This is a genomic window from Peribacillus sp. FSL M8-0224 (assembly GCF_038003055.1).
Lineage (GTDB): Bacteria > Bacillota > Bacilli > Bacillales > DSM-1321 > Peribacillus > Peribacillus frigoritolerans.
Window position 1 is genome coordinate 4,483,901 of sequence record NZ_JBBOOJ010000001.1, and the last position, 26,522, is coordinate 4,510,422.

At 36.4% G+C, this 26,522-nt stretch carries 28 protein-coding genes and 1 pseudogene; 7 read left to right on the forward strand and 22 right to left on the reverse strand.

Annotated elements, in window-relative coordinates:
- Positions 1-26 precede the first annotated feature (26 nt).
- Positions 27-1,118 carry a spore germination protein gene (locus MKX49_RS21730; protein WP_340877747.1) on the forward strand — a complete coding sequence of 364 codons (1,092 nt, stop codon included), beginning with the start codon at positions 27-29 and terminating at the stop codon, positions 1,116-1,118.
- Entirely contained in the window at positions 1,115-1,459 is a 345-nt protein-coding gene (locus tag MKX49_RS21735; RefSeq protein ID WP_340877748.1) for a hypothetical protein, read from the forward strand. The genes MKX49_RS21730 and MKX49_RS21735 overlap by 4 nt, the downstream gene beginning before the upstream one ends.
- Before the next feature lie 308 nt (positions 1,460-1,767).
- On the opposite strand, the gene MKX49_RS21740 is transcribed toward MKX49_RS21735, so the two are convergent.
- The 4 genes from MKX49_RS21740 to MKX49_RS21755 form a co-directional block, all read right to left on the reverse strand.
- On the reverse strand, positions 1,768-3,042 hold the full coding sequence (locus tag MKX49_RS21740) for an IS110 family transposase (RefSeq protein ID WP_340877749.1): 1,275 nt from the start codon (positions 3,040-3,042) through the stop codon (positions 1,768-1,770).
- Between the two features lie 258 nt (positions 3,043-3,300).
- Complete coding sequence (locus tag MKX49_RS21745; protein ID WP_340877751.1) at positions 3,301-3,963, reverse strand: hypothetical protein; 663 nt, start codon at positions 3,961-3,963, stop codon at positions 3,301-3,303.
- 28 nt (positions 3,964-3,991) lie between these two features.
- Positions 3,992-4,501 (reverse strand): hypothetical protein, encoded by a 510-nt coding sequence (locus MKX49_RS21750; RefSeq protein ID WP_252296648.1) that lies wholly within the window; start codon positions 4,499-4,501, stop codon positions 3,992-3,994.
- 133 nt (positions 4,502-4,634) lie between these two features.
- Entirely contained in the window at positions 4,635-4,850 is a 216-nt protein-coding gene (locus MKX49_RS21755) for a DUF3951 domain-containing protein (protein WP_340877752.1), read from the reverse strand.
- Positions 4,851-5,075: 225 nt separating this feature from the next.
- On the opposite strand from MKX49_RS21755, the pseudogene MKX49_RS21760 reads away from it, so the two are divergent.
- Positions 5,076-5,905 (forward strand): annotated as a pseudogene (locus tag MKX49_RS21760) (ATP-dependent DNA ligase).
- Positions 5,906-6,293: 388 nt separating this feature from the next.
- Here the strand turns inward: MKX49_RS21760 and MKX49_RS21765 are convergent.
- The 8 genes from MKX49_RS21765 to MKX49_RS21800 form a co-directional block, all read right to left on the reverse strand.
- On the reverse strand, positions 6,294-7,136 hold the full coding sequence (locus tag MKX49_RS21765) for a permease prefix domain 1-containing protein (RefSeq protein ID WP_106028698.1): 843 nt from the start codon (positions 7,134-7,136) through the stop codon (positions 6,294-6,296).
- Positions 7,123-7,932, reverse strand: a complete 810-nt coding sequence (locus tag MKX49_RS21770) for a permease prefix domain 1-containing protein (RefSeq protein ID WP_063574951.1) — start codon at positions 7,930-7,932, stop codon at positions 7,123-7,125. The genes MKX49_RS21765 and MKX49_RS21770 overlap by 14 nt, the downstream gene beginning before the upstream one ends.
- Positions 7,919-8,269, reverse strand: a complete 351-nt coding sequence (locus MKX49_RS21775; protein WP_098865994.1) for a PadR family transcriptional regulator — start codon at positions 8,267-8,269, stop codon at positions 7,919-7,921. Before MKX49_RS21775 ends, MKX49_RS21770 begins: the two co-directional genes overlap by 14 nt.
- A 223-nt stretch (positions 8,270-8,492) precedes the next feature.
- Entirely contained in the window at positions 8,493-9,632 is a 1,140-nt protein-coding gene (locus tag MKX49_RS21780; RefSeq protein WP_048680411.1) for an FtsW/RodA/SpoVE family cell cycle protein, read from the reverse strand.
- A gap of 269 nt (positions 9,633-9,901) precedes the next feature.
- Positions 9,902-10,609, reverse strand: a complete 708-nt coding sequence (locus MKX49_RS21785; protein ID WP_340877753.1) for a cytochrome c biogenesis CcdA family protein — start codon at positions 10,607-10,609, stop codon at positions 9,902-9,904.
- Positions 10,610-10,780: 171 nt separating this feature from the next.
- Positions 10,781-11,221 (reverse strand): SRPBCC domain-containing protein, encoded by a 441-nt coding sequence (locus tag MKX49_RS21790; RefSeq protein WP_340877754.1) that lies wholly within the window; start codon positions 11,219-11,221, stop codon positions 10,781-10,783.
- Positions 11,222-11,254: 33 nt separating this feature from the next.
- Positions 11,255-11,602, reverse strand: a complete 348-nt coding sequence (locus tag MKX49_RS21795; protein WP_063596040.1) for a VOC family protein — start codon at positions 11,600-11,602, stop codon at positions 11,255-11,257.
- A 218-nt stretch (positions 11,603-11,820) separates the two neighbouring features.
- Positions 11,821-13,410 (reverse strand): bifunctional metallophosphatase/5'-nucleotidase, encoded by a 1,590-nt coding sequence (locus MKX49_RS21800; RefSeq protein ID WP_340877755.1) that lies wholly within the window; start codon positions 13,408-13,410, stop codon positions 11,821-11,823.
- 198 nt (positions 13,411-13,608) lie between these two features.
- On the opposite strand from MKX49_RS21800, the gene MKX49_RS21805 reads away from it, so the two are divergent.
- Together MKX49_RS21805 and MKX49_RS21810 are read left to right on the forward strand one after the other, a co-directional pair.
- Complete coding sequence (locus MKX49_RS21805; protein ID WP_340878597.1) at positions 13,609-13,917, forward strand: DUF1796 family putative cysteine peptidase; 309 nt, start codon at positions 13,609-13,611, stop codon at positions 13,915-13,917.
- Positions 13,918-14,174: 257 nt separating this feature from the next.
- Positions 14,175-14,537: a hypothetical protein gene (locus MKX49_RS21810; protein WP_340877756.1), complete on the forward strand. Its 363-nt coding sequence runs from the start codon at positions 14,175-14,177 to the stop codon at positions 14,535-14,537.
- 128 nt (positions 14,538-14,665) lie between these two features.
- On the opposite strand, the gene MKX49_RS21815 is transcribed toward MKX49_RS21810, so the two are convergent.
- Positions 14,666-14,851, reverse strand: coding sequence for a hypothetical protein (locus MKX49_RS21815; protein WP_340877757.1), 186 nt, complete (start codon positions 14,849-14,851; stop codon positions 14,666-14,668).
- Positions 14,852-14,975: 124 nt separating this feature from the next.
- Positions 14,976-15,419, reverse strand: a complete 444-nt coding sequence (locus tag MKX49_RS21820) for a cell wall hydrolase (RefSeq protein WP_034310870.1) — start codon at positions 15,417-15,419, stop codon at positions 14,976-14,978.
- 383 nt (positions 15,420-15,802) lie between these two features.
- On the opposite strand from MKX49_RS21820, the gene MKX49_RS21825 reads away from it, so the two are divergent.
- Positions 15,803-16,984 carry a YhgE/Pip domain-containing protein gene (locus MKX49_RS21825; RefSeq protein WP_340877759.1) on the forward strand — a complete coding sequence of 394 codons (1,182 nt, stop codon included), beginning with the start codon at positions 15,803-15,805 and terminating at the stop codon, positions 16,982-16,984.
- Between the two features lie 46 nt (positions 16,985-17,030).
- The gene (locus tag MKX49_RS21830; protein ID WP_340877760.1) at positions 17,031-17,561 is read left to right on the forward strand and encodes a PadR family transcriptional regulator; all 531 of its coding nucleotides are present in this window, start codon (positions 17,031-17,033) and stop codon (positions 17,559-17,561) included.
- Here the strand turns inward: MKX49_RS21830 and MKX49_RS21835 are convergent.
- From MKX49_RS21835 to MKX49_RS21870, 8 genes are all read right to left on the reverse strand, one after another.
- On the reverse strand, positions 17,542-17,781 hold the full coding sequence (locus MKX49_RS21835) for a hypothetical protein (protein ID WP_340877761.1): 240 nt from the start codon (positions 17,779-17,781) through the stop codon (positions 17,542-17,544). The two genes, MKX49_RS21830 and MKX49_RS21835, sit on opposite strands and share 20 nt — an antisense overlap.
- A 284-nt stretch (positions 17,782-18,065) precedes the next feature.
- The gene (locus tag MKX49_RS21840; protein ID WP_323598528.1) at positions 18,066-18,560 is read right to left on the reverse strand and encodes a DinB family protein; all 495 of its coding nucleotides are present in this window, start codon (positions 18,558-18,560) and stop codon (positions 18,066-18,068) included.
- Between the two features lie 420 nt (positions 18,561-18,980).
- On the reverse strand, positions 18,981-19,559 hold the full coding sequence (locus MKX49_RS21845) for a TetR/AcrR family transcriptional regulator (protein WP_048680032.1): 579 nt from the start codon (positions 19,557-19,559) through the stop codon (positions 18,981-18,983).
- Positions 19,560-19,669: 110 nt separating this feature from the next.
- Positions 19,670-21,313, reverse strand: a complete 1,644-nt coding sequence (locus MKX49_RS21850) for an amidohydrolase (protein ID WP_340877762.1) — start codon at positions 21,311-21,313, stop codon at positions 19,670-19,672.
- A 43-nt stretch (positions 21,314-21,356) separates the two neighbouring features.
- Positions 21,357-22,724, reverse strand: a complete 1,368-nt coding sequence (locus MKX49_RS21855; RefSeq protein ID WP_340877763.1) for an APC family permease — start codon at positions 22,722-22,724, stop codon at positions 21,357-21,359.
- A 55-nt stretch (positions 22,725-22,779) separates the two neighbouring features.
- Positions 22,780-23,718 (reverse strand): agmatinase, encoded by a 939-nt coding sequence (gene speB, locus MKX49_RS21860; RefSeq protein ID WP_048680023.1) that lies wholly within the window; start codon positions 23,716-23,718, stop codon positions 22,780-22,782.
- A gap of 831 nt (positions 23,719-24,549) precedes the next feature.
- A complete protein-coding gene (locus tag MKX49_RS21865) occupies positions 24,550-25,650 on the reverse strand; it encodes a GerAB/ArcD/ProY family transporter (protein WP_340877765.1) in 1,101 nt (366 codons plus the stop codon).
- A 544-nt stretch (positions 25,651-26,194) separates the two neighbouring features.
- Positions 26,195-26,416 carry a hypothetical protein gene (locus MKX49_RS21870; protein WP_340877766.1) on the reverse strand — a complete coding sequence of 74 codons (222 nt, stop codon included), beginning with the start codon at positions 26,414-26,416 and terminating at the stop codon, positions 26,195-26,197.
- Between the last annotated feature and the right edge of the window lie 106 nt (positions 26,417-26,522).

Genomic DNA, 26,522 nt, shown 5'->3' on the forward strand with positions numbered 1-26,522 from the left:
CCTATCGGTGGAAGGGTGGTTAAAGAATGATTCTCAGTCCGAAAGACCAAATTACAACTCCTCAAACAGCTGTCTTTGTCATCAACTTTGTACTCGGCACAGGATTACTCACCCTACCCAGATCAGCTACCGAGAAGGTGCATACACCAGATGTATGGATAAGCGTTATTTTAGGCGGGATTATCGCGATAATCGCGGGGGTGGTCATGGTCAAATTAAGCCAACAGTTTCCCGAAAAAACCGTTTATCTATACATCAATGAAATTGTAGGAAAATGGGTGGGGAGTTCACTTAGTTTAGTTATAATACTTTATTTTATTATGACTTCCGGATTTCAGCTCCGTGCAATGGCTGAAGTTATAAGGTATTTACTTCTGGAAGGTACGCCTACATGGGCAATTACCATGATTTTCATGTGGGTAAGTCTTTATCTCATCATCGGAGGAGTTAACCCCATCGCCCGTCTTTTTGAGATTATATTACCTTTGGCAGTTATCCTTTTTTTGGTTGTTACCTTTATGAGCTTCAAAATATTTGAGATCGATAATCTGCGTCCTGTATTAGGAGACGGAGTCATCCCTGTACTAAAAGGAGTAAAAACAACGGCTTTCGCTTTTTCAGGGCCTGAAATCATGTTACTGCTTGTTCCGTTTATGAATCAGCCAAAAAAAGCAGTAAAAGCCCTGCTTGTTGGAGTTTCCATTCCATTGATTTTTTATGTGATAACGGTCGTAATGGTGATCGGGGCATTATCTGTTGATGGAGTGGTCCTGAGAACATGGCCGACACTGGACCTTATACGGAGTTTTGAAATCTCCGGTTTAATCTTTGAACGGTTTGAATCTTTATTGGTCGGGGTTTGGGTCATGCAAATATTTGCCACATTTAGCATCTCATACTTTGCAGCTGCTTTAGGGCTGTCTCAACTTACGAAAAAGAGCATTCACCCATTCATGTTTGGCTTGCTTCCGATTCTCTACATCATTGCCATGATTCCGAAAAATATGAATGACCTATTTAAACTAGGGGATTTCGTCGGCCATATGGCATTGTTTTTATTTGGTTTTCTCCCGCTTCTCCTGCTTATTATCTCAAGAATAAGAGGGAGGAAAATATGAAACAAGCACTTATCTTCATTCCCCTCTCCGTTCTTTTGTTCTTATCCCTTACAGGATGCTGGAGCAGTCATGAAATTGAAGAGCAAAGTTTAGGTATCGGTTTAGCATTCGATAAAGCCAAGCAGTCCTCCATCGAGAAAAAGTTAAACGAACAAGGGGATGGTTATTCAAGAAACAAACTAATAGCTGACAGTACGAGTACACTGCGCTTGTTGAACTCCCTCAGTTTAATTCGATTTTCTCACAAATACTCGCTTATTCGCAGGATTTCATCACCCTTGAATTTAAGTTCATGGTTAAAACGGAGTGATTCAGGACATGAAGTCTTCGTGAAGGCATAGGGAAATAAAGGAGTTGTACAACACTCCACATTTTACCATATAATGTACATTCTCCACGCCGCCCCTGGAGGCTTTCCCTCCCATGTCTCAACGGGTCAATTGCCCTATCATTCCTTCGTCATGCCTATCCAAGGGGTGGAGGCCAGTTATGCTAACCTGATGGGTCGGTGCCCTTTTGTTCAAGTAATCTGGTACTCCGTACATTTTTGAGATCCTACGAATAAGCCAACATTAGTAAAAAGAAAACTATGAACATTAGTTTTTAAAGGTTCCCTTCGAGAACCCTATTAAAAAATCCCCCTTTAAAACTACGCAATCATTTCAGTTATAGGTTGAACTTTATCTGCACAATAAGACTCGTTTCTGCGTGCTATTCCAACAAATATCCTAGCTAGCTTACCCACCAATTTCATAATCGATTTCATTTTCTTCATTTTTTTCACCTTAACATTATGGGAGTGAATGGCTCGAAATTCCGTGTTATTCATTACAAGGCTCATGGTGGCTAAGTAAAGGAAACGCCTTAGCCTAGATCGCCCTCGTTTAGAGATGACAATTTGGCCTTTCCACTTTCCAGAGCTTGCTTCAGCCAGATGCAACCCAGCGTGTCGAAGTAAAGAATTACCATGTGAAAAACCACTTAGATCTCCTGCTTCACCTAATATTCCGGCTAAAGAAATTTCACTAATTCCCTTAATGGCAAGCAGCTTCTTGGCAAAAGGTATTTGTGTTAATACATCCTTAACCTCCTGTTCCACTCTTTCGAGTTGTAAGACTGCGAGATCATACTCCTCTAATAATTGTTCCAAATGAAATTTATACGCTTCAAGTGCTTGTTTTGTGCCGACAGATTTCCTAGCTAACTGAAGAAGTAATTGAGCCTTCTTTAATCCAGGCTGCCTCTTCATTATTGATTTCCAACCTGAAACAACATCATGAGGTTTCAGGGAACGCAGTTCCATTGGAGATGGAAATAAACGAAGTGTGGCGATTGCCCCTTTAGCAGTAATGTCTTTAAATACTTGCCTGAGTTCGGGAAAGACAATATCCACCCAACGGTTTAATTGATTAATAGTGCTAACGAGTCGTTTAACTACCACATCACGGTTAGACATAAGGACCCTAAGTATTTCAAATGATTCTGAAGTGTTCCTGACAAAGGTGTAGTAACCGTTCTTCACCATATCAGCGATGACCAGGGCATCTTTCTTATCACTTTTCGACTGAGTATTATCACGGTTTTCTTTATTCCTTTTTACTAAGTGAGGGTTTACCGTTACTACCTCAATTCCTTGTTTAAATAGCCATTTTGAAAGATTAATCCAGTAATGGCCTGTAGGTTCCATTCCCACGATGGCTGCCTCCAGTTTATTTAATCTTTGAAGCTTATCCATCCATTTTAATAAACTAGCAAATCCATCTTCATTATTTTCAAATGCAAGTGGATCTCCAACTACAATTCCACGGAAATTCACTGCTCTAGCCACATGTAATTGTTGGGCAATATCCACTCCAACAACAAGGTGTTTATCGGAAATTCTTTCTATTAGTTGATTTTGTTTATCTTGCATTTTAAACTTCATATTAGGGTTCCTCCTAAGGTTTTGAGTTTGAGTGGTGTCTTACTCATATCTTACTGAGGAGCCCTATTTTTTTCAAAGCTGAAAAATAACGAACTACAGGAATGCTAACCTGCCCCTTTAGTTCATTAAGAAAAACCGAAATTAAATCATTTCGGTTCATCTTTTTTATAGACGGTTAAACTCTTTTCAAAACGGTACGACTTTTTATTAACAGTACAACTTTCTTTCAAATCCACACCAATAATGGGCATCAGTTAATCAATTATTTTTGAGTTCTGAAATTTCATCTTTGTATACTTCTTTAAATTTCCCAATATAGTTTTCCTTTTCTGTGTTCCATTTTTCATTTTTTTGATCTACCTCTGTAATTTCCTTAGTTACCTCTTCATATAACTTTTCTTGACTAATTGTAAATTCATAACCTGTAGGAACATAAGAACCCCAGTATTCATCAGCGTTCATCCCAAGTCCCTCCATTAAACTATTAAGCATTTCCTGAACTTGTTTATTATCTGGGTCTTCATCATTTGCATTTTCGAATTTAAACCTTTCTTCTTGTACTCTTGCTGTTACTTCCTCTTGTGAAGGAAATATGCTTAATTCTTTTGCTTTCTCTTTTATGGCAGTTTCCTCAATTATTTGTGCCAATGCAATTTCTTTAGCTTCGTCAGTAGTCATTGTGGGTTCATTGTTTTGATAGAATTTTATTAAAATTAAATATTGATTTTTATCTAGAATCTCATTAGTAAGATTCCTTTTCTCTTTTTCATCTTCTTTTAGACTCTTTATATATCTTCCTAGATCCTCAAAAACAGCACTTTCATCAGTAGCCCTCGTTGAATTAGAGTTAACAAGAAATATACTAGTACCGATTATAGTTACAGTAATTGCAACAATTATTAAATTTCTAATGGATTTCATAATGCACCTCCGTATTTAAAATAACCAATTAATAACTATAGGATTTCTTCAAATAATGTACTGATGGGAAGTAGTTAGATCCTAATGTTACATTTGACGTATGATCTGTTCTAGATTTATTCTTTGTCAAAGTGTAATCAGTAGCATTTCTTTTACAAGTTGCTGATTGTCCACCAATGCCTATGTAGTCACAAGAGCTAGATAATGTACTGTGATGTTTTTGAGCCCCGTTATCATATAACTTTGTATATGCCCCAAATTTAACTGATAATGTACCGTCGGAAACTCTTATAGTAGTTTGTCTGTCTGAAAGCTTCCATTTCGTAGAAGAAAGAGAGGAATATTCTTCTTGGTAAGCAGCCTTCATAGTAAAACCACCAGCATATTGACCACCTCTAAGATACTTTTTCCATCCTTCAAGATTAATACTCTTATAAGATGCGGCTTCCACCTTAATACCCTCTACAAAAACCGTACCTGTGACTAAAACCATAAAAACAAGAAAAGCAGATAGCATTCTACCAAACGGCTTATTCATTTTCCAATTACCTCCTTAGTAATAAATTACTTTTTATCATAATATTTGTAATAAATAAGGATTATTTTGGAAACCACCCTGTTTTATTTAATCAACCTACATTTCTAATTAAGAAACATAAAAGACAAGACCGTTAAACGGTCTTGTCTTTATCGCTTTTTTCTTCATATTCGATATTGTGTTTTGTATCTTGTGGAGGTTGAACTTTTTTAATATCATCTTTTTTTCCCATAACCACGTCATCGTAAGGTGTATACATGTTAGAAGGCGTTTTCTTTTTGAATATCATTTTGTAAACTGTAAATCCAATAATGCCAACTACAATTAAAATAAATAAGCTAGATACCATACATATCCCCCCCCCAATAAATAATTATATAAATTAACTTAACTATACAGTGGAAATTTTTTTCAGATAAGAATATTCATACCATATTATAACATATGTCAAGAGTGTCAATTTTACTCTATAGACTAATACCTATATTTCTATAGACAAGCATTATTATTTTACATTATCTACCTCAGAGAATTTAGAGTTTTTAGTGCTACAATTATCTAAGAGGTGGTAACATTGTTTATTTCTCCAATGCTATTGCAAAGTAAAGAGCAACCATTCGAAGATCAAGGCTTTATAACAGAATTGAAGCTTGATGGAATTCGTTTAATTCTCTCTAAGTTTGATAATCAGATAAAATTGTTTACTCGCCAAAAAAATAATGTCTCAATGAAATTTCCTGAATTGCTCCAATTAGATATCCCATCTGGAACTATACTGGACGGTGAAATTATCGTGACTGACCAACAAGGTAAGCCTAATTTTGAAGCAATGCTACAAAGATTTCAATCTAATAGATCGGAACATACAATACAATATTGCGTGTTTGACGTAATATATCATAATGGTCAAAAAGTAACTCATTTACCTCTCAGGAAAGAAAAGAGCTGCTTGAAGAAATAGTCGAGGATTCCAATTTAATATGTAAGGTTAAATGGATATATGGGAATGGTCCTGCTTATTTTGAGTTAGTAAAGCAACAAGGTCTTGAAGGGATCGTCCAGAAGAAAGCAAGTTCTAAATACCAGATCGGTAAACGATCACATGACTGGTTAAAGGTAATTAACTATCAATATACAAGTGTAGTAATTACCGGATTACGAAAAGATAAATTCGGTTTGCTTCTAGGGATTGAAGAAAACAATCGGATAAGGCCAGCAGGAATAATGGAGTTTGTGACTCCTGTTGCTAGGAAACAATTCTATAGCCAGTATCAAGATTTAGTTGTTGATGAAAATGAGAAGTTCATTTATTTAGATCCCAAGATTAAGTGCAAGGTGAAGTTTAGAAATTATACATCGACTGGACTATTACGAATACCTTCTTTTATAGAATATATATCCTAAAACGACTATCTAATCGCGATAGTCGCTTTTTTGTTATGGATAACTTCTTAATTTAATTTGAACAAGGGGTTTTTTCTCTTGATGTAGAGTGATAATAAAGTTGTTTAATTTCCCTCTAATAAACAAGAGCCTTACTACATTTGACATGTAATAAGGCTCTTAAAAGTTGTTTAAAATTGAAATAATCTTGAAGGATTTTTTAAAAAAAAGGATATTTAAGTTGTTTAATTTCCCTCTAATAAACAAGAGCCTTACTACATTTGACATGTAATAAGGCTCTTAAAAGTTGTTTAAAATTGAAATAATCTTGAAGGATTTTTTAAAAAAAAGGATATTTAAGTTGTTTAATTCTTAAAGAACTAACGCCCCCGTTAGTTCATTAAGAAATTCAGTTTATAAGTCCTTTTAAATATGTTTTATGATATTTTTTTAAGAATCCCCAAACAATAATTAGAACCCCAAACACTACAAAGAACAAAATCGGCAGCTGAAAAATATCCATGTAATCTCCTAATGCCCATGAATTATTTGCTTCAATAACATTCTGGTAGGTATCCTTATATTCATATTGAACAATCCAATTATCCTTTGTACTCGCCACTGTTCCTAAATCATAATCATCGCTAACAATTCCTTCTTTATTAAAAATTTCATACGGATCTTCTATCATAAATGTTGCATACTGATATTCAATGGGGTAAGTGGTAGAAGGTTTTTGTGTTATATTAAATTCTTTCAACCAATCTTTTAATTGAGCGTTCTCTTCTGTGTTAAATATTGCAAGATAATTCAAATGATCCTTATGTTCGTCGAAAAGAGTTTGAATATCCTCTTTTTTGGAGTCAGAAATCACATCATCATCACCTACAATGGTTAACACATCGTTCATGATGATGCTTCTTTCTTCCTTGAAATTATATATTTCTAAGGAGGTATTTACAAAAATGATAGCTCCTAGCACAAGTGAAACCAATGAAAATAATAAGATATAACGAGCAAATCTCTTTTGTACACTAAAAAATTCTGATAATCCTTTAATCATGTGTTTTTTATCTCCAAAGTTTTCAATAGCCATTCTGCTCGCTTCTTCTTCTGATACTCCCTTTTCTTTTAACTCATGGGCAGCCTCTAATAAATGCGATTGCATTTCCTCTTTTAATTCCTGAATTTCTTCTTTATCTCCATCAACATTTCGGTAAACCGAATGAACGTATTCTTCAATTTGTTTCATTTTTTATCCCCTTTCCAATAAAACGGAAAAACAGATACCCTACAACATTTAATAAAGCAAAAGCAATAACCCAACCAGCATTCAATCGTCTATGATGATAAGCGTTAATGATTGCCCAAATTGCAAACAGTACCCAATAAATACATACACTTAGAAACAATGCAGTATATGCTGTTTCTACATAACCTTTTGATTCAACCATGACATCCCAATTTTCGTTACCTGTACCATCAGCACGATAAGTAATAAAGTGGTTAAATATTGGTTTTTCTCTAAAACTATATTCTGGTTCTTCGCTTACAGTAGTATAAAATGTCTCATTACCATAATTGGTAACCTCAACAGCACTAATGGTTACTCCTGTAATGTTTTCATTTTCTTGTACAATTTTTTGAATATCCGTTTTAGCTTGCTCGGTTATTGTATTACCTAAACTATCAAGGATTTGTGAACTAAATTGATAACTCTCATTTTGTTGATTCCTTTCAAGTGGAATAAGAATACCATATCCGATAAAACTAATTAAAAGGAATGTTAATGCTGTATAAAGTACCCATTTTGCAAATGTTCTTTGTGCTTTAAACAACTGACCAACAATAGAACGCATTTCTTTTTCTCCGCCGAAACGTTCAATGGAAATTTCAATTGCTTCTTGTTCAGACTTTCCTTCTAATTTCAACTCGTGAACAGCCTCTAATAAATGACCTTTCATTTCATCTTTTAATTCTTGTATTTCTTTTTTATTTCCGCCAACATTTTGATAAACCGAATCAACAAATGCTTCAATTTCTTTCATTTTTTCTCCCCCAATCCAAAAACGAATCAATCACATCTCTTACAAATTCCCATTCCAAACGCTTTTCTTTAAATCCTTCTTCACCCATTGATGTAAGTTTGTAATATTTTCTTCTTCCTCCTGGTCCTTTCTCATCCCCCCAGTAAGAAGAAATCCATTCATTCTTTTCTAATCTCTTTAAAGACAGATAAAGCGTACCCTCTTTTAATTCAAATTGGTCATCACTCTTTTCTCGAACAATTTTGGCTAATTCATAGCCGTACATATCCCTCTTATGTAAAAGAGAAAGGATGAGAGTGTCTATATGCCCTTTTAAGACTTCTTTATTAATTTCCAAATTATCCACCTCTTGGTATAAATATATTTTATATTACTATATAATGCAAGGTATTCATCAAAAAAAACGGGTAGTTCTTAATGAACTATCCTGCCCCTTTAGTTGCATAAGACTTTATTGAGTTGACAAAGACTGAGACATAAAAAAAAGACGGTTTTACCGTCTAATAAATAGCTTTCTTAATAAAAAATTACCTAGAATTAATCCTGAATACTTAGCCATCTTAATCAAACATAAATGTTTTTTTTCGATAGCTTATTGAAAAGACTAACCCCATCGCTAACATATTACCAATTAATGAGCTTCCTCCATAACTTATAAAAGGTAAAGGTATTCCTGTTATGGGTACTAGGCCTATATTCATCCCGATATTCTCAAAAACATGGAAAAAAATCATGGAAGTAACACCGGTGCATATGTAAGATTCAAAACTATTTTTTACGTCCAGAGCTAACTTCACTATACTCGAAATAAGGAGAAAATAAATTGTTACTAAAATACTAGCTCCGAAGAAACCATATTTAGAAGAAATAACACTAAATATAAAATCCGTATGTGCTTCTGGAACATATATACCCTTTTCCAGATAACCATATACCCCTCCTGAACCAATGGCTAGTAATGCTTTGGTTAGATTATAGCCTTCACCTGATGCATAAGATTCTGGATCAATCCAAGCATAAATTCTTCCTAATTGATATGTTGCGAATCCCATTGATTGAAGCATTTCAGGGTTGAAAAAGACTAAGTATATAAGAATACTAGAAATTAAGGAAATGATAATAAAAATAACACTGATAATTTTCCATGATATTCCCGAAACAATAAAAATCCCTGTAAAAATACATATTAATACTAAAGACGTACCTAAATCTGGTTGTAGCATAATTAATAGTATAGGAAGAACTGTAGCAGCTCCCATCTTAATTAACAGTAACAAATCTGTTTTTAAAGTTTTATCTAAATATTTTTCATGATGTTTTTGTACTAAGAAACTTAAACAAATTATCAAAGATATTTTTGTGAATTCAGCTGGTTGTAGAGATCCGATTCCCGGAAGTTGAAACCAACTTTTGGCTCCATTTATTTCACGAGCTATTGATTCAGGTGCCAAAATTAACGCGATTAATAGAATTATGCTAAATGAGTAAATAAACCAATTCAAGCGAAAGATTTGTTCAGAATCTAAATACATAATTCCTGCAATTATTCCGATTCCTACAATATACCAGGTTATTTGTCTAAATAAAAAATTCCCTTCATATTGACCAAAATCTTGAGCATTTAATATAGCTATACAACTTGTTATAAATAGTAAAAGTAAAAGTGTAATTAGGTTGTAATCCAACTTTGAATTTTTCATTTTTTCCCCTTGTAAATATTTTCTTATATTGTAACTTAACTTAATTATACTAAAAACGTAATTTTTTTATATAAAAGCACTTTTATTGTTCATACATTCTAGGTATACAATTGAATAAAAGCATGAGGGATAACCAATAAAAAATATGTTATCTATTTTGTTATACGATTTTATTTACACATTATTTCACAAAAAGTAATTAAAAGTATACAAGTAATTCACTAGCAACCTTCCTTATTGAAGTAAAGCACCGGTTAGTTCTATAAGCATTAGAAACCCGTAAAGCCACCAAATACATTATTTGTTAGAAAAAATGTAATCTTGGCCATCCAATCAAAAAATAAGACAATCCCCATAATAACTGTTATATAGCCACCAAATTGAGTTATTTTGTGGTTATATTTTTTTATCCATCCTGATTTTCCTATAAAAAATGACATTGTTAAGAAAGGTATGGAAAACCCAAGAATATAAGCAATCATATATATTAAACCTTGTCCAGTCGATAAACCAAGGGTTACGATGGCACCTAATATGGGTCCAATGCAAGGAGTCCAACCAGCAGCATATCCTATCCCAATTAAAATAGAACCTATATAACCAGATGGGCGATTTTTAAAATTTATTTTTCTGTCCATCATCAAGAATTTAGGTTGAAAAACCCCAACAATCATTAAACCAAAAATAATTATCAATATAGCCCCTACTTGTCTAATTAAATCAATATATTCATAAAAGAGATCGTAAATAAAAGAAGTGGATAACCCTAATATTACAAAGATAATAGAAAAACCGATCAAAAAGAATAAGGTATGAAGCATTGGTTTGCGGTTTAATTTGTTATTATCTTCTTTTAATTCACTTATTGATAATCCTGTAATATAAGATAAAAACGCAGGGTACAAGGGTAAACAGCAAGGAGATATAAAAGATAGTATCCCTGCACCAAAAGGTAAAAGAATATTTAAGTCTCCCAATCTTATTTCCTCCAATTTCCGCTTCTTCATTCTGTATAACTTTACCATATATGCCTATACCCTTGTTGAACTATTCTGCCTTTAGCTCCATAAGAAAAAGAGCTGCCGAAGCAGCTCCCTTTTTGAATTAAAGCACCCGTGAGTTCATGAAGGAAATCCAGGTATGTCTAATCAGCCAAGATTTTCGGATAACTTCTTAATTATTTGTTTAGAATTAGATGCAAATTCCATAGATGCATCATAATACATTTTTCCGTCTTTAATCAGGGAGAAATCACCAATCTCGATTCTTAGCAGAGTACTATCGCCTTTATCTTTTAAGTGATAATTATATGCGACATCACCTTCATTCGGTTTTACTTCCCAATTTGAAACGTGCAAAGCGATTTTTAATTCTTTCTGCACAACTGCTCTAATGATTTTAGTGATTGACTGACCGCCATTAGGGAGATCCCAAATCACCTTACTTCCCTCGGTCATATCTTCATTAGGATAATTTTCTGGTAGTTCATCCCATTCTGCAACGTATTTGGGTTTAGTAAGCACTTCCCAGACTTTCTGAGAATTCGCCTCAATGAGTATCTCATCTCTTACAATTAGCTGTTCGGTCATTTGTAGAACTCCTTTCAAATGAATGACAACTCGTTATTTCTCCCAAAGCTCGATCAGTCGACCTTCAGGATCTTCAATCCAAATAAACTTTCCAAATTCACTAATCTCCTTTTTCTTTGCAAGAGGTACACCAATATGTTCAAGATGCTTAATAGTCTCGTTTAGATTATGTACTTCGAAATTTAACATCACTTGTTGTTCTGTTGGAAAATGACTGTCATTCTCGGTAAAGAAAGAAAAGATCGTTTCATTTCCTAATTGCGGTTTTATCACAGTCCCATTCCAATTTTCTATTTCAATCTTCAACACTTCACTGTACCACTTTTTTACAACTTCAAGATTCTTGGTTCTCCAAAATATTCCTCCGAAACCTTTTATCATCGTATCTAACTCCTGTCTGTCATCCAATTTTCATCTATCGATTACATTAGATATTCGAGATTTACATTTCAAGTTCCTTCTTCAACTATACTGCCCCTTTAGTCCATTACTATATTTCCCTAGGATGAAGGCAAATTCCTTGTTGTTGAACTAACGTGCTTACATTAGGGAAAAGGCGTTCCTGCTTATTACAGAAACGCACCCGTTATGTTTCCCCTTCATTCTTTCAATGAATGGGGAGGATACTTCTGTTGGATATGACGTATAAGTGCAGTGACAACTTGCGGACCGGATTCTACGAGTCTGCCTTGTTCAAATGCAGTGAAGTTATCACCGCCTGAAGCTAAATAATTACTCACCGCTACTTCATATTCGTTGTTTGGCTGAATCTTTTGACCATTCTTGTCTTTCAGCACAACAACCTTGCTGCCAATTGGAGCTTTGGCTTCCCAATCATACGTTAAGCCAACCGTTTGTAACCTATTTTCATATTCCTTCGTCCACTGCTGTTCTAAAGCAAGTTTTATCTGCTCTCCTGTTAAAATTAACTTACTGACACTATGACCCATAGGCACGTTTGTATAAAGGTCTTCTACCGTGATCTTCCCTTTTTTTAAGCTTTTCCGCATTTCGCCTTGATGGACAAAAGCAATTTCTACCCCCATGGCTTCGCGCTCAGATTCTGCAATCATTTTCGCTAATGGGGATTCACCGTATGCATCTTGATTTCGTCTGATTTCTTCCGGCATTTCCCCTATTACCTGACTAAATTTGCTCCCTAATCTTTTTCTATATTTATTTAAAAGAGCAACCGTTTCTTCATCCGGTTTTATATGTTGATGTGAAGTGGCAATGATCTTTGCTTGTTTCTTAACAATAATTTTAGAATGCGGGTCAATTTCAAGATTTACTTGAGAAAAGGCATTCCCATTAGAATAAGCTTGAACGATCAGTTTACCGGCTGCAACGGTATTGGCATATTCATGGCTGTGACCCGCAAAAATGACATCTACCTCATCATCGATTCTTGGAGCCATATCCACTAAAGCTCCAGTGGAATTTGCTCCTGCCTTTTCTGATTTAGCTGAATTATGTGCCAGTACAACAATCACTTTGATCCCTTTATCCTTTAAAATCTTTACGGTTCGGTTAATAGCTGAAACTTCATCCGTAATTTCTACTTCTTTTCGATTTTCAGGGGACACAAACATGTTGGTCTCTTTTGTGACCACACCGATAAAACCAATATCAATTCCGTCCATTTGTTTAATAACATACGGTGGTAACAAGGGAAGGCCCGACTTTCTGTCGATGATATTTGCAGAACTGTAAGCAGTATTGGCACCTTGAAAATACCCTGTTTTTTTATTGAATCCTCCATGAATAAGACGTTTCATTTCATTTACGCCTTCGTCCAATTCATGATTTCCAGGTGTCCCGACATCAAAGTGCAGGAGGTTTAAAAATTCAATCGTGGGTTCGTCTTGAAATTGAGAAGAGATCGGAGGGCTTCCTCCTACCATATCACCAGCATGAACAAGTAATGTATTTGGGTTTTCTTGTTTATATTTTTTTAAATAGGCAGCCAAGTATTCAGCACCGCCTGCCATGGTTCCTGAAACCAATTGATATTTGTTTAGTTGGCCGTGAAAATCATTAACGCCTAATAATTGTAGTTGAATGTAGCGGTTGGATGTGGAATGATTCGTTGTGGGATGATTGGATGAGAAAGCAGTGATTTTATAAGATACGAAAATGATGATAAATACCAAGATGAACAAAGAAGTTATGGCCTGAAATTTTGACAACTTCGGATCCCTCCCTCTAGATGTAAATTAAGAATAACTCTAGAATTTTATATCCGTATAAAGGGACCGTGATTTTTTGTTATGTTTTATATAATAATTATTAAATTAACCCCGTACATGCATATCTTTTAAAAGAAATATGTTAGGATTTTGAGCAGCAACAGTGTTATTTAGAAAGGCTCCCATTTCCTTTCCATTATTTGTTCTAAAAGATTAAAGAATAAATTTGAGGGATATATGGAGTTAGAAAATATGCATGAGAAAAATATACTAGCTCATTTTGTTGATGAAGGAAATGTTGTTCTTGAACCAGGGGGTACTCAACCATCAAAAGCACATTTTATTCATGATAGCCACTATAAGATAGATTCCGTCCATGATTTTCCGAAGATACCAAATCAAGATTGGACTGTTCAATATCCAGCATTTAAAAATAAGCAGAATCACCGCATCCAAAATTTCCTTACAAAAATCCAGCAAAGTAAAAATACATTATTCATCAGATAAGAGTGGTCAACGGCGAACTATGAAGATATTATCGAATTACAATCCATTTTATCAACTTACAACGGGTAAGTTTACCCTGTTGATTATGCAGCCAGTAGATGGTGGTTTACAGGAGTTAAAGACATGAACTGGCCCCATGATGGGATTTTTACCGGAAAGCACAAGACCTCTGTATGGATGTTTAAAAAATTGGCCCATAGCACAATAATATAGGCAACGTATGTCTTTCTTTATTCCGCCAAAGGAGGAGTATCCATTTGAAGATTTCTTCAATATCGTTCAAAGAACCTCCCGTTTATCATGAATTCCCTCCCCTCTATGAAGGTTTAGGGCTGCCTGAGTTATCTTCATTCATTCAGCAGCAATTTGAATTTGCATATACCTTGGGGAAAGCCGAAAGAACGGGGCTTGCTAGCATCCGCTTTTATAAACGCCAGGGGGATTTCGAAGTACATATACCTGATAAGATGCCAGGAGTGGGTCCAATAAAGCTTCGGGAACTAAAGGGGTTGTTACTGGAGAAAGCCAAAACAGCATTCATCGAAAATATTGAATCCGAACCAAAAAAAAGAAAGGTCTACTACGCCGAATTTCGCCGCCCTGGGAAAGATGCTGATTAAGTATGCTTTCCGACAAACTGGAGCCTGTTTTAGGAAAATCATTGTTTTCTTGTTGAATTTGTTTTTATAAAAAGGGGTCGTACATTAACTTCCCCTAAAAAAAGGTTGCCGCAGCAACCTCCCTTGTTTTAATAATCCTCCTTATTTTCATTATCCAAATCATCATCAAGAAAAGACTTTTTATCTTCTTTCATTCCATACTTTTTTTCAAGAAATTGACCAATATTTGAATGGTTAATTCCTCTTCTCACTGCTGTTTCAATAACTATATAGAGAATGAATACCCCAACAATATAAAATATTATAGCCTTCACTAAAAATCCTCCTAACAACAACTCATTCCCCCCTTTATTTTACCAAAAAAAACCTTATTGGAGTGCCCGATTGTTGCATAAAAAAAAGGAGCTGCTGATCTGCTCCTTGAAATGAAATAACAGCCTAACCTCCTGTATAAACACTTTCACATGTTCCAGGTTTTGGTTCATAATAACAATGATTTTTAAATTGACCCGCAAAAGGTTGATCGTACCATGTCGGAGGGCATGGAGCATATGGATTAAAATACCAAAGCGCATATTTCCCTGGGTGTTGCCTCCAATAATCCAAATTCTGTTTTGCTAATCTTTTTTCAGCAGTTCTCGCTCTTTGATAAAATACATTCCCTTTTTGAACAGCTTCAAAAGAATAATTTCCTCCTTGTACATGAAAAATGACTTGTGGAATTGTTCTTAACTCTTTAAAGTCTAAACAATTTGCCTTAAGACGATTAACAATTACATTTCCAACATACAACATACCTTGCAGTCCTTCACCTTCGGCTTCAGCTCTCATCATCCTTGCCATTAAATCAACGTCTGAACTTCGATAACTTACTCTCGGCATTTTTTCACCCCAAATATATCGTATGAAAAACAGCCTGCACTAATGTCATTATTTATGAAAATGACACTCTCCTTCAGTAGAGGCTGTTATTAACTCGTTTAGTAACACCGAGAAAATGGGTGTCTTAATGGAATGAAATCAAGATCCTATATGCTAGTCAGAGAAGGATTTTTTTTGCACACAAGGTTTCCGATGGAATCTAAATAACAAATTCCCCCCAACAAAGTGTCGGGGGTTTTTCTTTTGAATAAGGAAACATAAAATTTTTCGATTGACTTTATGTAAAAAATAAAATAAAATTCTAAGTACTTCTTTTAAACTACTCTAACTTGAGTACTTTAAATTGAGTAATATACTTTAAAACAAAAGGATGGATTCAACATATGAAATTTACTGCATTCTTAAAAACAAGAGGTGCAACAGCGGCAATCTTTATGGGGATTTTCTATGCAGTTGCCATGCTAGGCATCTTCTTGCCTGGGTATACAGCCATTCCAGGAAATGTCGATAAATTACCTATCGCCATCATCAATGATGATGCTGGTAAAAATGGTGCAATGATCGCCGAAAATTTACAAGAAAATTTACCCTTTAAAGAAATCGAGACGGATATAACAAATAAACAAGCCTTAAAAGATTTGGAGCTCAATGATTTAGCATTAGTCGTACACATCCCAAAAACCTTCTCTGAAAATATTCAAAAAGGTGAAGCGTCATCAAGCATCGACTTTACAATCAATGAGGCAGGCGCAACAGTCGTTTCTTCTACCATGAATTCTGTCGTAACTGAAATTAATAGTCAGTTAAGCACACAATTCTCGCAACAAACAGCTCAGGGCGTATTGATGAACTTTAATGTACCAGAAAAGCAAGCTGCTGAATTAGCGGAAAAGATTGAGAAATCCTATGTAGGAAATGTCGTTACAATCAACGAAATACCTGATGGCATGAATCATAATATGCTGCCGATGTTCTTAACAATGGCCGGTTATGTAGGGGCAATGATCGGGGCCATGCAATTAGTAGGTGCATTTAGAGCCAGCCGGGGAAAAGCAAGCAAAACACGTTTATTCACTTATGTGCAAATGGCTGCATTATTGATTGCCGTGGTTTCATCAATCATCGCTGTAGGTGTAGCCTATTTAATTGACAAGCCGAGCGGTGACCTATTCTTTGGTATAGTAGGTCAACAAATACTGAACTATATGGTATGTTTTAATTTCACCGCGATTTTAATCTTCTTATTTGGTGAAGGCGGCATGATTTTAAACTTACCGATTTTATTAATGCAAACAATAGCGAATGGTGCCACCATCACACGTGATATGATGCACGCACCATATGAATGGATGAGCCACATTTCACCGATGTATTACTCGGTGCAAGCTTACTTTGCAAACCTATTTGGCAGCATCAGTCCAAGTCCGTATATTTGGTCAATGGCTGCGGTAGGTGCCATTGCGATGTTAATTAATATGGCTATTGTCGCGTTTTTGCACAAACCGATGCCAGTACAGGTTTCTGAAACAGAAGTTGAAAAGAAAGCGGCAGAAATCACAGCTTAGGTTTTGCTACAATAAGGAGATAATACTTCTTAAAGGAGCGTAGAAAATGTCTATTCAAATTTTTATATTGAGCAAGCTGATGGAGGATAAAAATTATCCTTATAAATTAAAAAAGCAGCTTTCAGAACCCATTCCATTGGATCGCCTGGGCGGATTAACGGAAAGTAAACTGTACTACCATTTTGAATCATTGGTGAAACAAGGTTTAGTCGAGCCAGTTGAAGTGATAAAAGAAGAACATCGGCCTGATAAACAGGTATTTGCGATTACGGATAAGGGTCGCGAAGAACTACCCAAAAAAATCTATAAATTATTTGAAAATGCGGATGAAATCAAGGATATGATTGTTGGTTTAGCCAACATCAAGTATGTGGACCGGGATAAAGTAGTCGATATATTAGAAAGAAAAGTAAAGTCCATCAAGGCTATTTGGGAGCAGCTTGGGAATTTCGAGCCAGAACCTAAAGGCAACGAGAATATTCGTGAATTTTTGGCTGGTTATTTTTCGACCAGAACAGATCACACAATATCTTGGTTTGAAGAGTTAATCAAAAGGATTAAGACAAAGGAATTGTGAGTTTACTTGTAGGCAAATTCGAGTTGTTTTCAGAAATCCGCTCCCTTTCCGCCAACTGTCTGCCAAGCCGCATCAAAGCAAGCGTCTGTGGGGTCTCGGCTAGCCAGTTTTTCGGCAGGAGTGTCGCATATTTCTTCCATCCAATGACTGTTTCTTCCCAAATGCACAGAAGCCCAATCGCATAACCAAAAATAAAAGCTATGTGAAATCTTATATTCACATAGCTTTTCTGCAGACAAATTCCAGCTGATTTCAGAATCCCGCTCCCTTTCCGCCGACTATCTGCCAAGCCGCATCAAAGCAAGCGTCTGTGGGGTCTCGGCTAGCCAGTTTTTCGGCAGGAGTGTCGTAAATTTCTTCCATCCAATGAGGGCTTCTTCTCTATAAAAAGCAGGATTATTGTTTTTCAGGTATAAAATATGGGAACGTCCGATTTGGACGTTCCCGTTCTTATTCCATTAAAGCTCCCTATAATGGAATAACTGTAAAGCTAATGTAGCATTTTTAAAAGCTGCGTTTCTCTGGCCAAGCTCCTTGCATTTTACTAAGGAATACAATTTGCCCAATATGATATGCGTCGTGCATGGCTAAACTCTTCAGTTCAAGCACTAATGAATTATCTTCTCCCGGGACCTGTCTATACAAATCTTCATGTTCTGATTTTGCTAGTATTTTTCCAAGTTCACGATGAACATAAAAGTATTCTTGTTTTGTTTCTTTCCAATTTTCTAACGTCTCATTTGGTAAACGAAATGTAGATTCATTATTTTCTGCCTGTGGTTCATTCTCTGTTTCACCAAGAAACCGCATCAGAAATCTCTTTTCATAGAAAAGTAAATGACAAACTAATTCCCAAATGGAATTCATTGCCCCATCAGCTGGTTTCCAAATTGCCTGTTCAAAAGTAATATCCTCTAGCACTTTCTCAAGTGGTGGAAACCAGTCTTCTTCATCTAAGCAGCTTGCCCATTGTTGTAACAAAAGGGTCTTTACATCCATTCTCCATTCCCTCCCATTTAATCCCTTTAATAGATAATCCCTTTGGTCAACATTCATTTTCGACGTGTTTTAGATAACTAACCAAGGTGTCATGCCAATTCATTGTTCAATTAAACTGGCCCTTTAACGGAACAATGAACGTTCTATCATTTGGAAAATTCTGATAATATAAGTTTATCATAAGTTGTGTTGACTGAGAAAGAACAACTGACCATTTTGGGAATCGTTTTATATGTTTGATGGCGATTTTACCAATTTCAGGGTATTGGAAGAGACTTCGATTTTAGGCACGAGACTCCTGCGAGAGAAGCGTGTACAGGGGAGACCCCACAGGCGCATAGGCGCCGAGGGCGGACCGCCCTCGGAAAGCGAGTGCCTGGAGCGTAGATCTAGTTTTAGAGCATGAACTTTTTGAACGTATCATCCACTTAGTCCATACCAAAAGTTTTCCCATATATTCTGAATTCTAGGTTCCATATTCTCTTTACCATAATAAGAAAATTCCATGAATATCCCATCAATCAAACAGAAATAGGACATGATTAAGTTCTCGACTTTCCCCTGGCGTATTTCTTTTTTGTCGATTCCTTCGACAAAGATAGCATGTAAGATAGCGGAAAATGATTCTTCAGATCTAAGGAAACTTTCATTTAAAATGTGCTTCAAATGCTCCGGCGGGAAGATCATTGCCCTCTTTAAAAATGTTGCTTTATCTTCATGGTTTTTATAATAGTTACAAGTATCAAGAAGGATGTGTTTTAACTTTTCTTCAGAAGAGAGGGTATTTATCTCTTCGACAAATTGTTCGACCTGGTGTATATGCTCTTCCAGGATTTCTTCAAACAGACACAAGAAAAGGTCATCCTTATTTTTGAAATGGTTATAGATTGAGGGTTTTTGTATACCTACCCTCTTGGCAATTTCCGATAAAGCAGTTCCCTCATATCCGTACTTGGTAAAAAGAGTCAAGGAAATGTTTTTAATTTCATTTTTTGTCATAATGAGCCTCCAAACTATCCAACATCAGTTAATTTCATTATAAACTCATTTCCTTTTTCAAACTAAATATTTAACACCTGGAACATGGTTCTTTCTCTAAAAAATAAGAATTAGAATATGCTTGTTAAAGAGGTTTCTTCGCTTTTATACACAACTTTCCCATCGTTTATTGTAAGTTCCACTTTAGTTTTGAGCACTTCACTTTCTGGAATATCAAATAGATTTCTGTCTAAAACCACAAGGTCAGCAAGTTTCCCCTCTTCTATTGTACCTAGCTCGTGCTCCCTGAAACATCCATAGGCTGAGCCATATGTATATGCTTGCAATGCCTCTGCCAAAGTGAGTTTTTGTTCAGGGTGCCATGTGTTTTGTGAATCTCCGCTACTATCCACTCTAGTAATCGCAGTATATATTTGCCGCATTGGATTTAATGAGATGGAAACCGGAAAGTCTGTTCCTAAAGCTAAAGATGCACCTGTATTTAATAGCGACTTCGTCAGGAACACATTTTTTTCCCTTTCAGGACCTATTATTGAAGAATATACCTCTCTTGATGAAGCAGCCATGTGATCAGGCTGCTTCGAGGCAATGACCCCCAGTTTTGAAAAACGTTCAATGTCATCCGAATCGATTACTTCAATATGCTCGATTGTATGCCTTGAGTCTCTTTTTCCATTCTTGCGTACAGCTTCTTCAAAAGCGTCTAAAGCTAAACGAATTGCCGCATCTCCAATAGCGTGAAACCTGATTCTAAATCCAAGTTCATCCGCTTTAACAACTCGATCAATCAATACTTCTGGATCTAGAGCTGGATGACCGCAAATATCCACTTGATCGGAGTAAGGTTTCAGGAAGTAAGCGGTATGACCCGTGACTGTTCCATCAACGAATTGTTTTAATCCTGAGAATTGTAGTTTCTTTGATTCATATTTATTTCTCAGTATTTGGGCTTTGTCCAAATTGCCATCCAATTCAGGAGTGATATGAAATCTAGTCGATAATTCTCCTTGCTTATCCAATTTCTCAAAAAGATCATAGTCTTGAAGGAAGTCATCTATTGGCGCAAACAAATCGTTTACAGAAGTAATTCCATATTGCGATAACAATCGTAAAAACTCTTTTAATATCGTTTCTTTTTTATTTTGTGTTAACCGTAATGCCTCTTTTAAAACGATTTGCTGGGCATCTTCATATAAAATCCCAGTAAGTAAACCATTCTTATCTCTTTCATAGCGACCAAAATCCGGATCACGTATTTCCTCAGTAACCCCTGCTAATTCCATGGCCTTACTGTTTACCCATGTATAATGACCTTCAGCATGAAAAAGAACGACAGGACGATCTGGAATGACAGCGTCAAGAATTTTATAATGGGGCTCTTGTTTATCATGCCAATAACCTGCGTCCCATTGCATGCCGATAATCCATTCTTCCCCAGGACATTCTTTAGAAAATTCCAGTACTTTTGCAGCCACTTCTTGAGCTGACCTGGCTTCAAATAAATTAATACTAGTTAAACTTAGTGCACTAAACATAATGTGGAGATGAAAATCATGAAATCCAGGCATAATCAATTGATTTCCATAGTTAAATACTTTTGTCCCACTTCCTATAAAAGGTTCAATCTCTGTTTTTGATCCTACACTCAGAATTTTGTCACCTAAGATAGCTATTGCCCCAGACATTGGCTCATGTGTAAGCCCTGTGAAAATAGCATCGCTGGAAAGTACAATATCCGCTTTTTTAATAGTCATGAAGTTTACCTCTTTTCATTCAAAATAATAAAACAGTAAATGATCATTGCACTAGTTTTACATCGAATTCTTCTTTTTGCTCTGCAAAATTCAGTTCAGGAGGACGTTCCTTAAACATTTTTGTTAAGTACAATAAGTAAATGAACCCTACTGTCATCCAAGTGATTCCTAATGCTAATGAATGGATATCCAACTTTGTCATAAACCATATAGTTATGCCGGTGCCTATTAAGGGAAGAAGAACATATAAAATGATACTTTTAGGAGCTCTCTGCTTCTGTCTCACAAAATAATGGAAAAGCACAGCAAGATTAACGAAGGTAAAAGCAAACAGTGCTCCAAAATTAATGAAAGAAGTAGCCGTTGCGATATCCAAAAATACGGCGCTCATTGCAATACAAGCAATGATCAAGATATTGAATATGGGAGTTTGAAATTTTGGGGAAACATATCCAAAAATCCGCTTAGGCAGAACATTATCTCTCCCCATTGCATACAAAATCCGGGCTCCGCTGCCTCCTGAAGCTATCGCAGAGGCAGTGGCGGATGTCACTACGACAGAAATGAACAAACTATTCAGAAAATTACCCCCGGTATAAATCATGATATCGACTATAGCTGTATCAGGGTTCTTAAAAGCATTGAAATTCGGGAAAATCGATTGTGCAAAATAGGTAGCTGCAACAAATAATAACCCTCCAATCAATGTCGTAGCATAAATAGCTTTAGGAAGTGTTTTTTTCGGATTTTTGGTTTCTTCTGCAAGTGTAGTAACCGCATCAAACCCAAGAAAACTAAAACATAATAAAGGTACAATCGAAAACAGATTATTAATATTCACGTCTGGACTAAAAAAAGGATCCTTAGAAAACAACTCTCCGGTGCCTTTTCCTGCTAAAAGTCCATTTATGCAAAGCAGGCTGAAGATCATGATAAAAAGAAATTGAAATATCACCAAAAAGGTATTCACATTTGCAGCGACCTTAATCCCAAAAATATTAATCGCTGTCACAGCAATGATAAAGGAAATGATAACGGCAACGATAGGAATACCAGGGAAGTAAGCATTCACCATAATCCCAAAAAGTAAAGCGCTGATCATAGGACTGAAAAGATAATCCAATAAAATCACCCATCCTACCAGAAAACCAAGGTGTGAGTTAATTCCTTTCTGCACAAAGGTATAAGCTGAACCGGTAGTGGGATATACCTGAACCATTTTTGCGTAACTATATGAAGTGAATAGCATGACAATTAACGCGATTATGTATGCTGTCGGAATCATTCCATGGGTACGGTCAATAGCGATGCCATATGTGCTAAAGACTGTCACAGGCGCCATAAAGGAAAGTCCAAATACAATTACATATCTTGTATTCAGTGAACGCTTAAGCTCGGGTAATCCTTTCATCGCAAAGAGGTGCCTCCTTTATTAAATAAATGGCTGTTTTTAAGTTAAAGTGATTTTAATTATCTTCTTTCGCACCTAATGCTGCCAGGCTGGCAAATTCATGTACAAGTGTTGCCGCTAAAAGTGAAGTGATTTGACTTGGATCATATGAAGGCAGCACTTCAACCACGTCATATCCTATAAAGTTAAATTCAGTTAGGGATCGTATCATTTTTAATGTATCATAGCTGCTAAACCCACCTATTTCAGGTGTACCTGTTCCCGGGGCAAAAGAAGGATCAACGAAATCTATATCAAATGTCAAGAAACAAGGGGTGTTACCAATCGTTTTTCTAATCTCTTTCAAAACATCTTCAAATCCACGATTGGAAAGTTCACCAGTTGTAATCAGGCGATAGCCTAAATCGAGGCTTGCCTGTAAATCTCCAGAGTGGTTTAGCGTGCCGCGGATTCCTATTTGAAACACTTTATCTGCCTGCAGCAAACCTTCTTCGTGGGCACGAATGAAAGGAGATCCATGCCAATATTTTTCCTCATAATATGTATCCCAGGTATCTGTATGGGAATCAAAGTGAATCATGGCTACAGGCCCATATACCTTTGCCGCAGCTCGTAAACTAGCTAAAGTAACCGAATGGTCTCCTCCTAATCCAATCGGTATGACCCCTTTGGACATCAATTCATGAATGGATTCCTTCATTAGCTCATAGCTTCGATGAATATTATGGGGAATAACAGGGATATCGCCAATATCAATGGCATTCATTTGTTCAAAAGGATATACATTATGAATCGGATGATAGGGAAACAGGGTCATGGATGATTGGCGAATGGCTTGAGGAGCAAACCTGGCTCCTACCCGAAAAGAAGCAGCTGTATCAAAAGGCATACCTACAATTGCCAGCTTTGCATCATGCTTTTGAGAAGGTAAACGCATAAAAGTTCCTGTTGTACAAAACTCTGGCTTTACATCTGGTGTAAGTGGATATTTCATAAGTATCATCTCCTGGTTTTAATAAAAGTCTTTTCATATGAATTTACGAACACAATGTGTAATCGCTTACAAACCATGATTCATTGGATTACTTTTTATGTCTAACACCTACTTTTTCGCACCATATTAACTAACGGTAGTTAGTATTAAACCAAATATAAACATAGTTGTTAAAAAAGTCAAACTATTTTTTAAATTCTATTTGTCTATTTCATAATCCTAAAAAAACGTTCCAGGTGATCTCAGAAATCCGCTCCCCTTCCGCCGACTGTCTGCCAAGCCTCCCTCGACGCAAGCGTCTGTGGGGTCTCGACTAGCCAGTATTTCGGCAGGAGTGCGGCAATTTTCTTCCATCCATTAAGGATTACTGTAAAAAACCATGAAGGATCATCTAGTCTTAAACTTGGTTCTGATGAGCCGGCATACGGTTTTTTCTTAAATTACATTTCAGTTGATTCCAGAAACCCGCTCCCTTTCCGCCGACTGTCTGCCAAGCCTCCTCGACGTAAACGTCTCCGGGGTCTCAGCTAGCCAGTTACTCGGCAGGAGTGTCGCAAATTTCTTACATCCTTTATGGATTACTGTAAAAAACCATGAAGGATCACCTAGTCGATTGGAACGAAAGGTGCGAGACTCCTGCGGGAAAAGCGCGTCGAGGGGAGACACCACAGGCGCAAGGCGCCGAGGAGGCTTCCCGACCGCCCGCGGAAAGCGAGTGCCTGTAGTGGAAATCGACGGTCGAGGAGTTCTATAAACTGAGACAAAGTAAAAAATGACACCTGAGCTTCTAATAGAATTTTATACACTAGTTTCTTAATAGATAGACCCGCCTTAGTTACGTTGATCATTTTTCTGAACTTTGGCGATTATTAGTAATATCAATGGCAGCAGAAACCCGAATGTCATGGCATAAAACGGCCAGATTTCTGTAATGAATTTATTATAATGGACAATATTCGGTGTCATCATCAGAGTAAAGGCAATCAATAGGATACCAAACGGAAAAACCAGAGGACGATAATCTTGCAATTTTAACGTTTGGGCCGTACCTAAAACGGTCACATAAAAAAACAAACTAAATCTAATAAAAATTGTGATGAACCATATTATGGCCATTATTGCTTCCAGCCGCGTCAAGAAATCAGCGATATTTATTTTCTTTGCCAACATATAGATTGGATAATTTTGTCTTATCGTTGACTCGGAACCAAGTACAAGAATGGCTAACATGGTTATAATGATCAAAACACTTCCAGCCAACAATTGACCGACAAAAAGGCTTTTTCTTATTTTATCTTTTTGACTTACGAACGGGAGGATCATTAGAATCGCAACCGGTTCAATAAACGGAAAAACAATAAATGGTATAGAACCCCGTATAACCTGTTTCACTCCCCCCTCCCATACGGGTTGCAGGTTTTGAAATTTAATCTCGGGAAGCAGAAGAATTATCAAGGTTGATATAAGTAATAAAACATAGGGGAAAAATATTTCCGCGCTTCGGGCCAAAGGTTCCAAACCAAGACGCGCGGCCATGAGGACGACACTCATAAAAAGAATCATGATCACTTGAATTGGAGTATCAGGCATAATATGACTAATCATAAAATCCCCAATTTCACTCAAATAAGTCGCTGTGGTTATAAAAAAGTAGCTTATAAAAAGAAGAGAAATAGCCATTCCCAGCCACTTCCCCAGAATTTTTTGGCTGTATTCCACTAATGTTAAATCAGGATAGCATTTCCTTAAGGCCTCATATATCAAAACAATCAATAACGGTGCTATTGCCACGCTTATCATGCCCGAAATCCAAGCATCTTGTTCAGCTTCGGAAGCGACAACGGAGGGAATGACTAAAATAGAATCTCCAAGCGTATATAGAATCACTAATATCATCAGTTGACGGCTTCCGATTTTACCCTTCTCGAGCATTTTCATAAATTCCTTTCACGACAAAACGGTAAGTTATAGACAAAACGCAGAAATTCTGATTCCATAACCATTATTGACAGAAGAAGACTATACAAACCCTGTTGAGCACAAGTTATTTTTACTCCCGTTGATCGGATACCTTAGAGCTTCCTTTCAATTTATAATTTAAGGAGTATCTGCATAAGCAGCCCAAATGTAAACAAACAATTAAGTTTTCCTCAGTTTTTTATTTGGGTTTATAAAACCTCGAATGTCGATTTCCACTACAGGCACTCGCTTTCCGCGGGCGGTCCAGGAGCCTCCTCGGCGCCGCGGGGTCTCCCCTCGACGCGCTTTTCCCGCAGGAGTCTCGCACACCCGCTCCAATCAACTTTGTTTTGAAATTTAGATAAACCCCTTTTGTCTACAAACTCAAGCGCTGCCAAAGCAGCTCCCTTTGAAGTACAGTCCCTAATTAAAGTAATAATTATTATTTTAGCGTCATCTTATTTTATTGATTAAACAACTACAATTAGCCTACATCCCCTCAAACTAAAACAGAAGTTTATCCATCGTTTTCCCTGTTTCTTTTTCCTTCAAAATATATAGATGCCGCAAGAATAATGATTGCAATTGATACAATGCCAGATAACCAAGATAAGTCCATATCCGAGATATACGTAACCAAATTAATTATAGGAAGCATGAATATGAAAATTAGTAATAAAACATCCTTTTTGTTTTGTTTCCGTTTTTCAAAGAACAATCCCAGTATTTTTTCAACCATTCTAAACACCTCCTTAATTTTCCCACAATTAAAACCGCATCTAAACCGTCACTCTTTATCGTGAGCTCAAACTGGTTCGCGACGTAAAGCAGTTTTTTCTGCATCC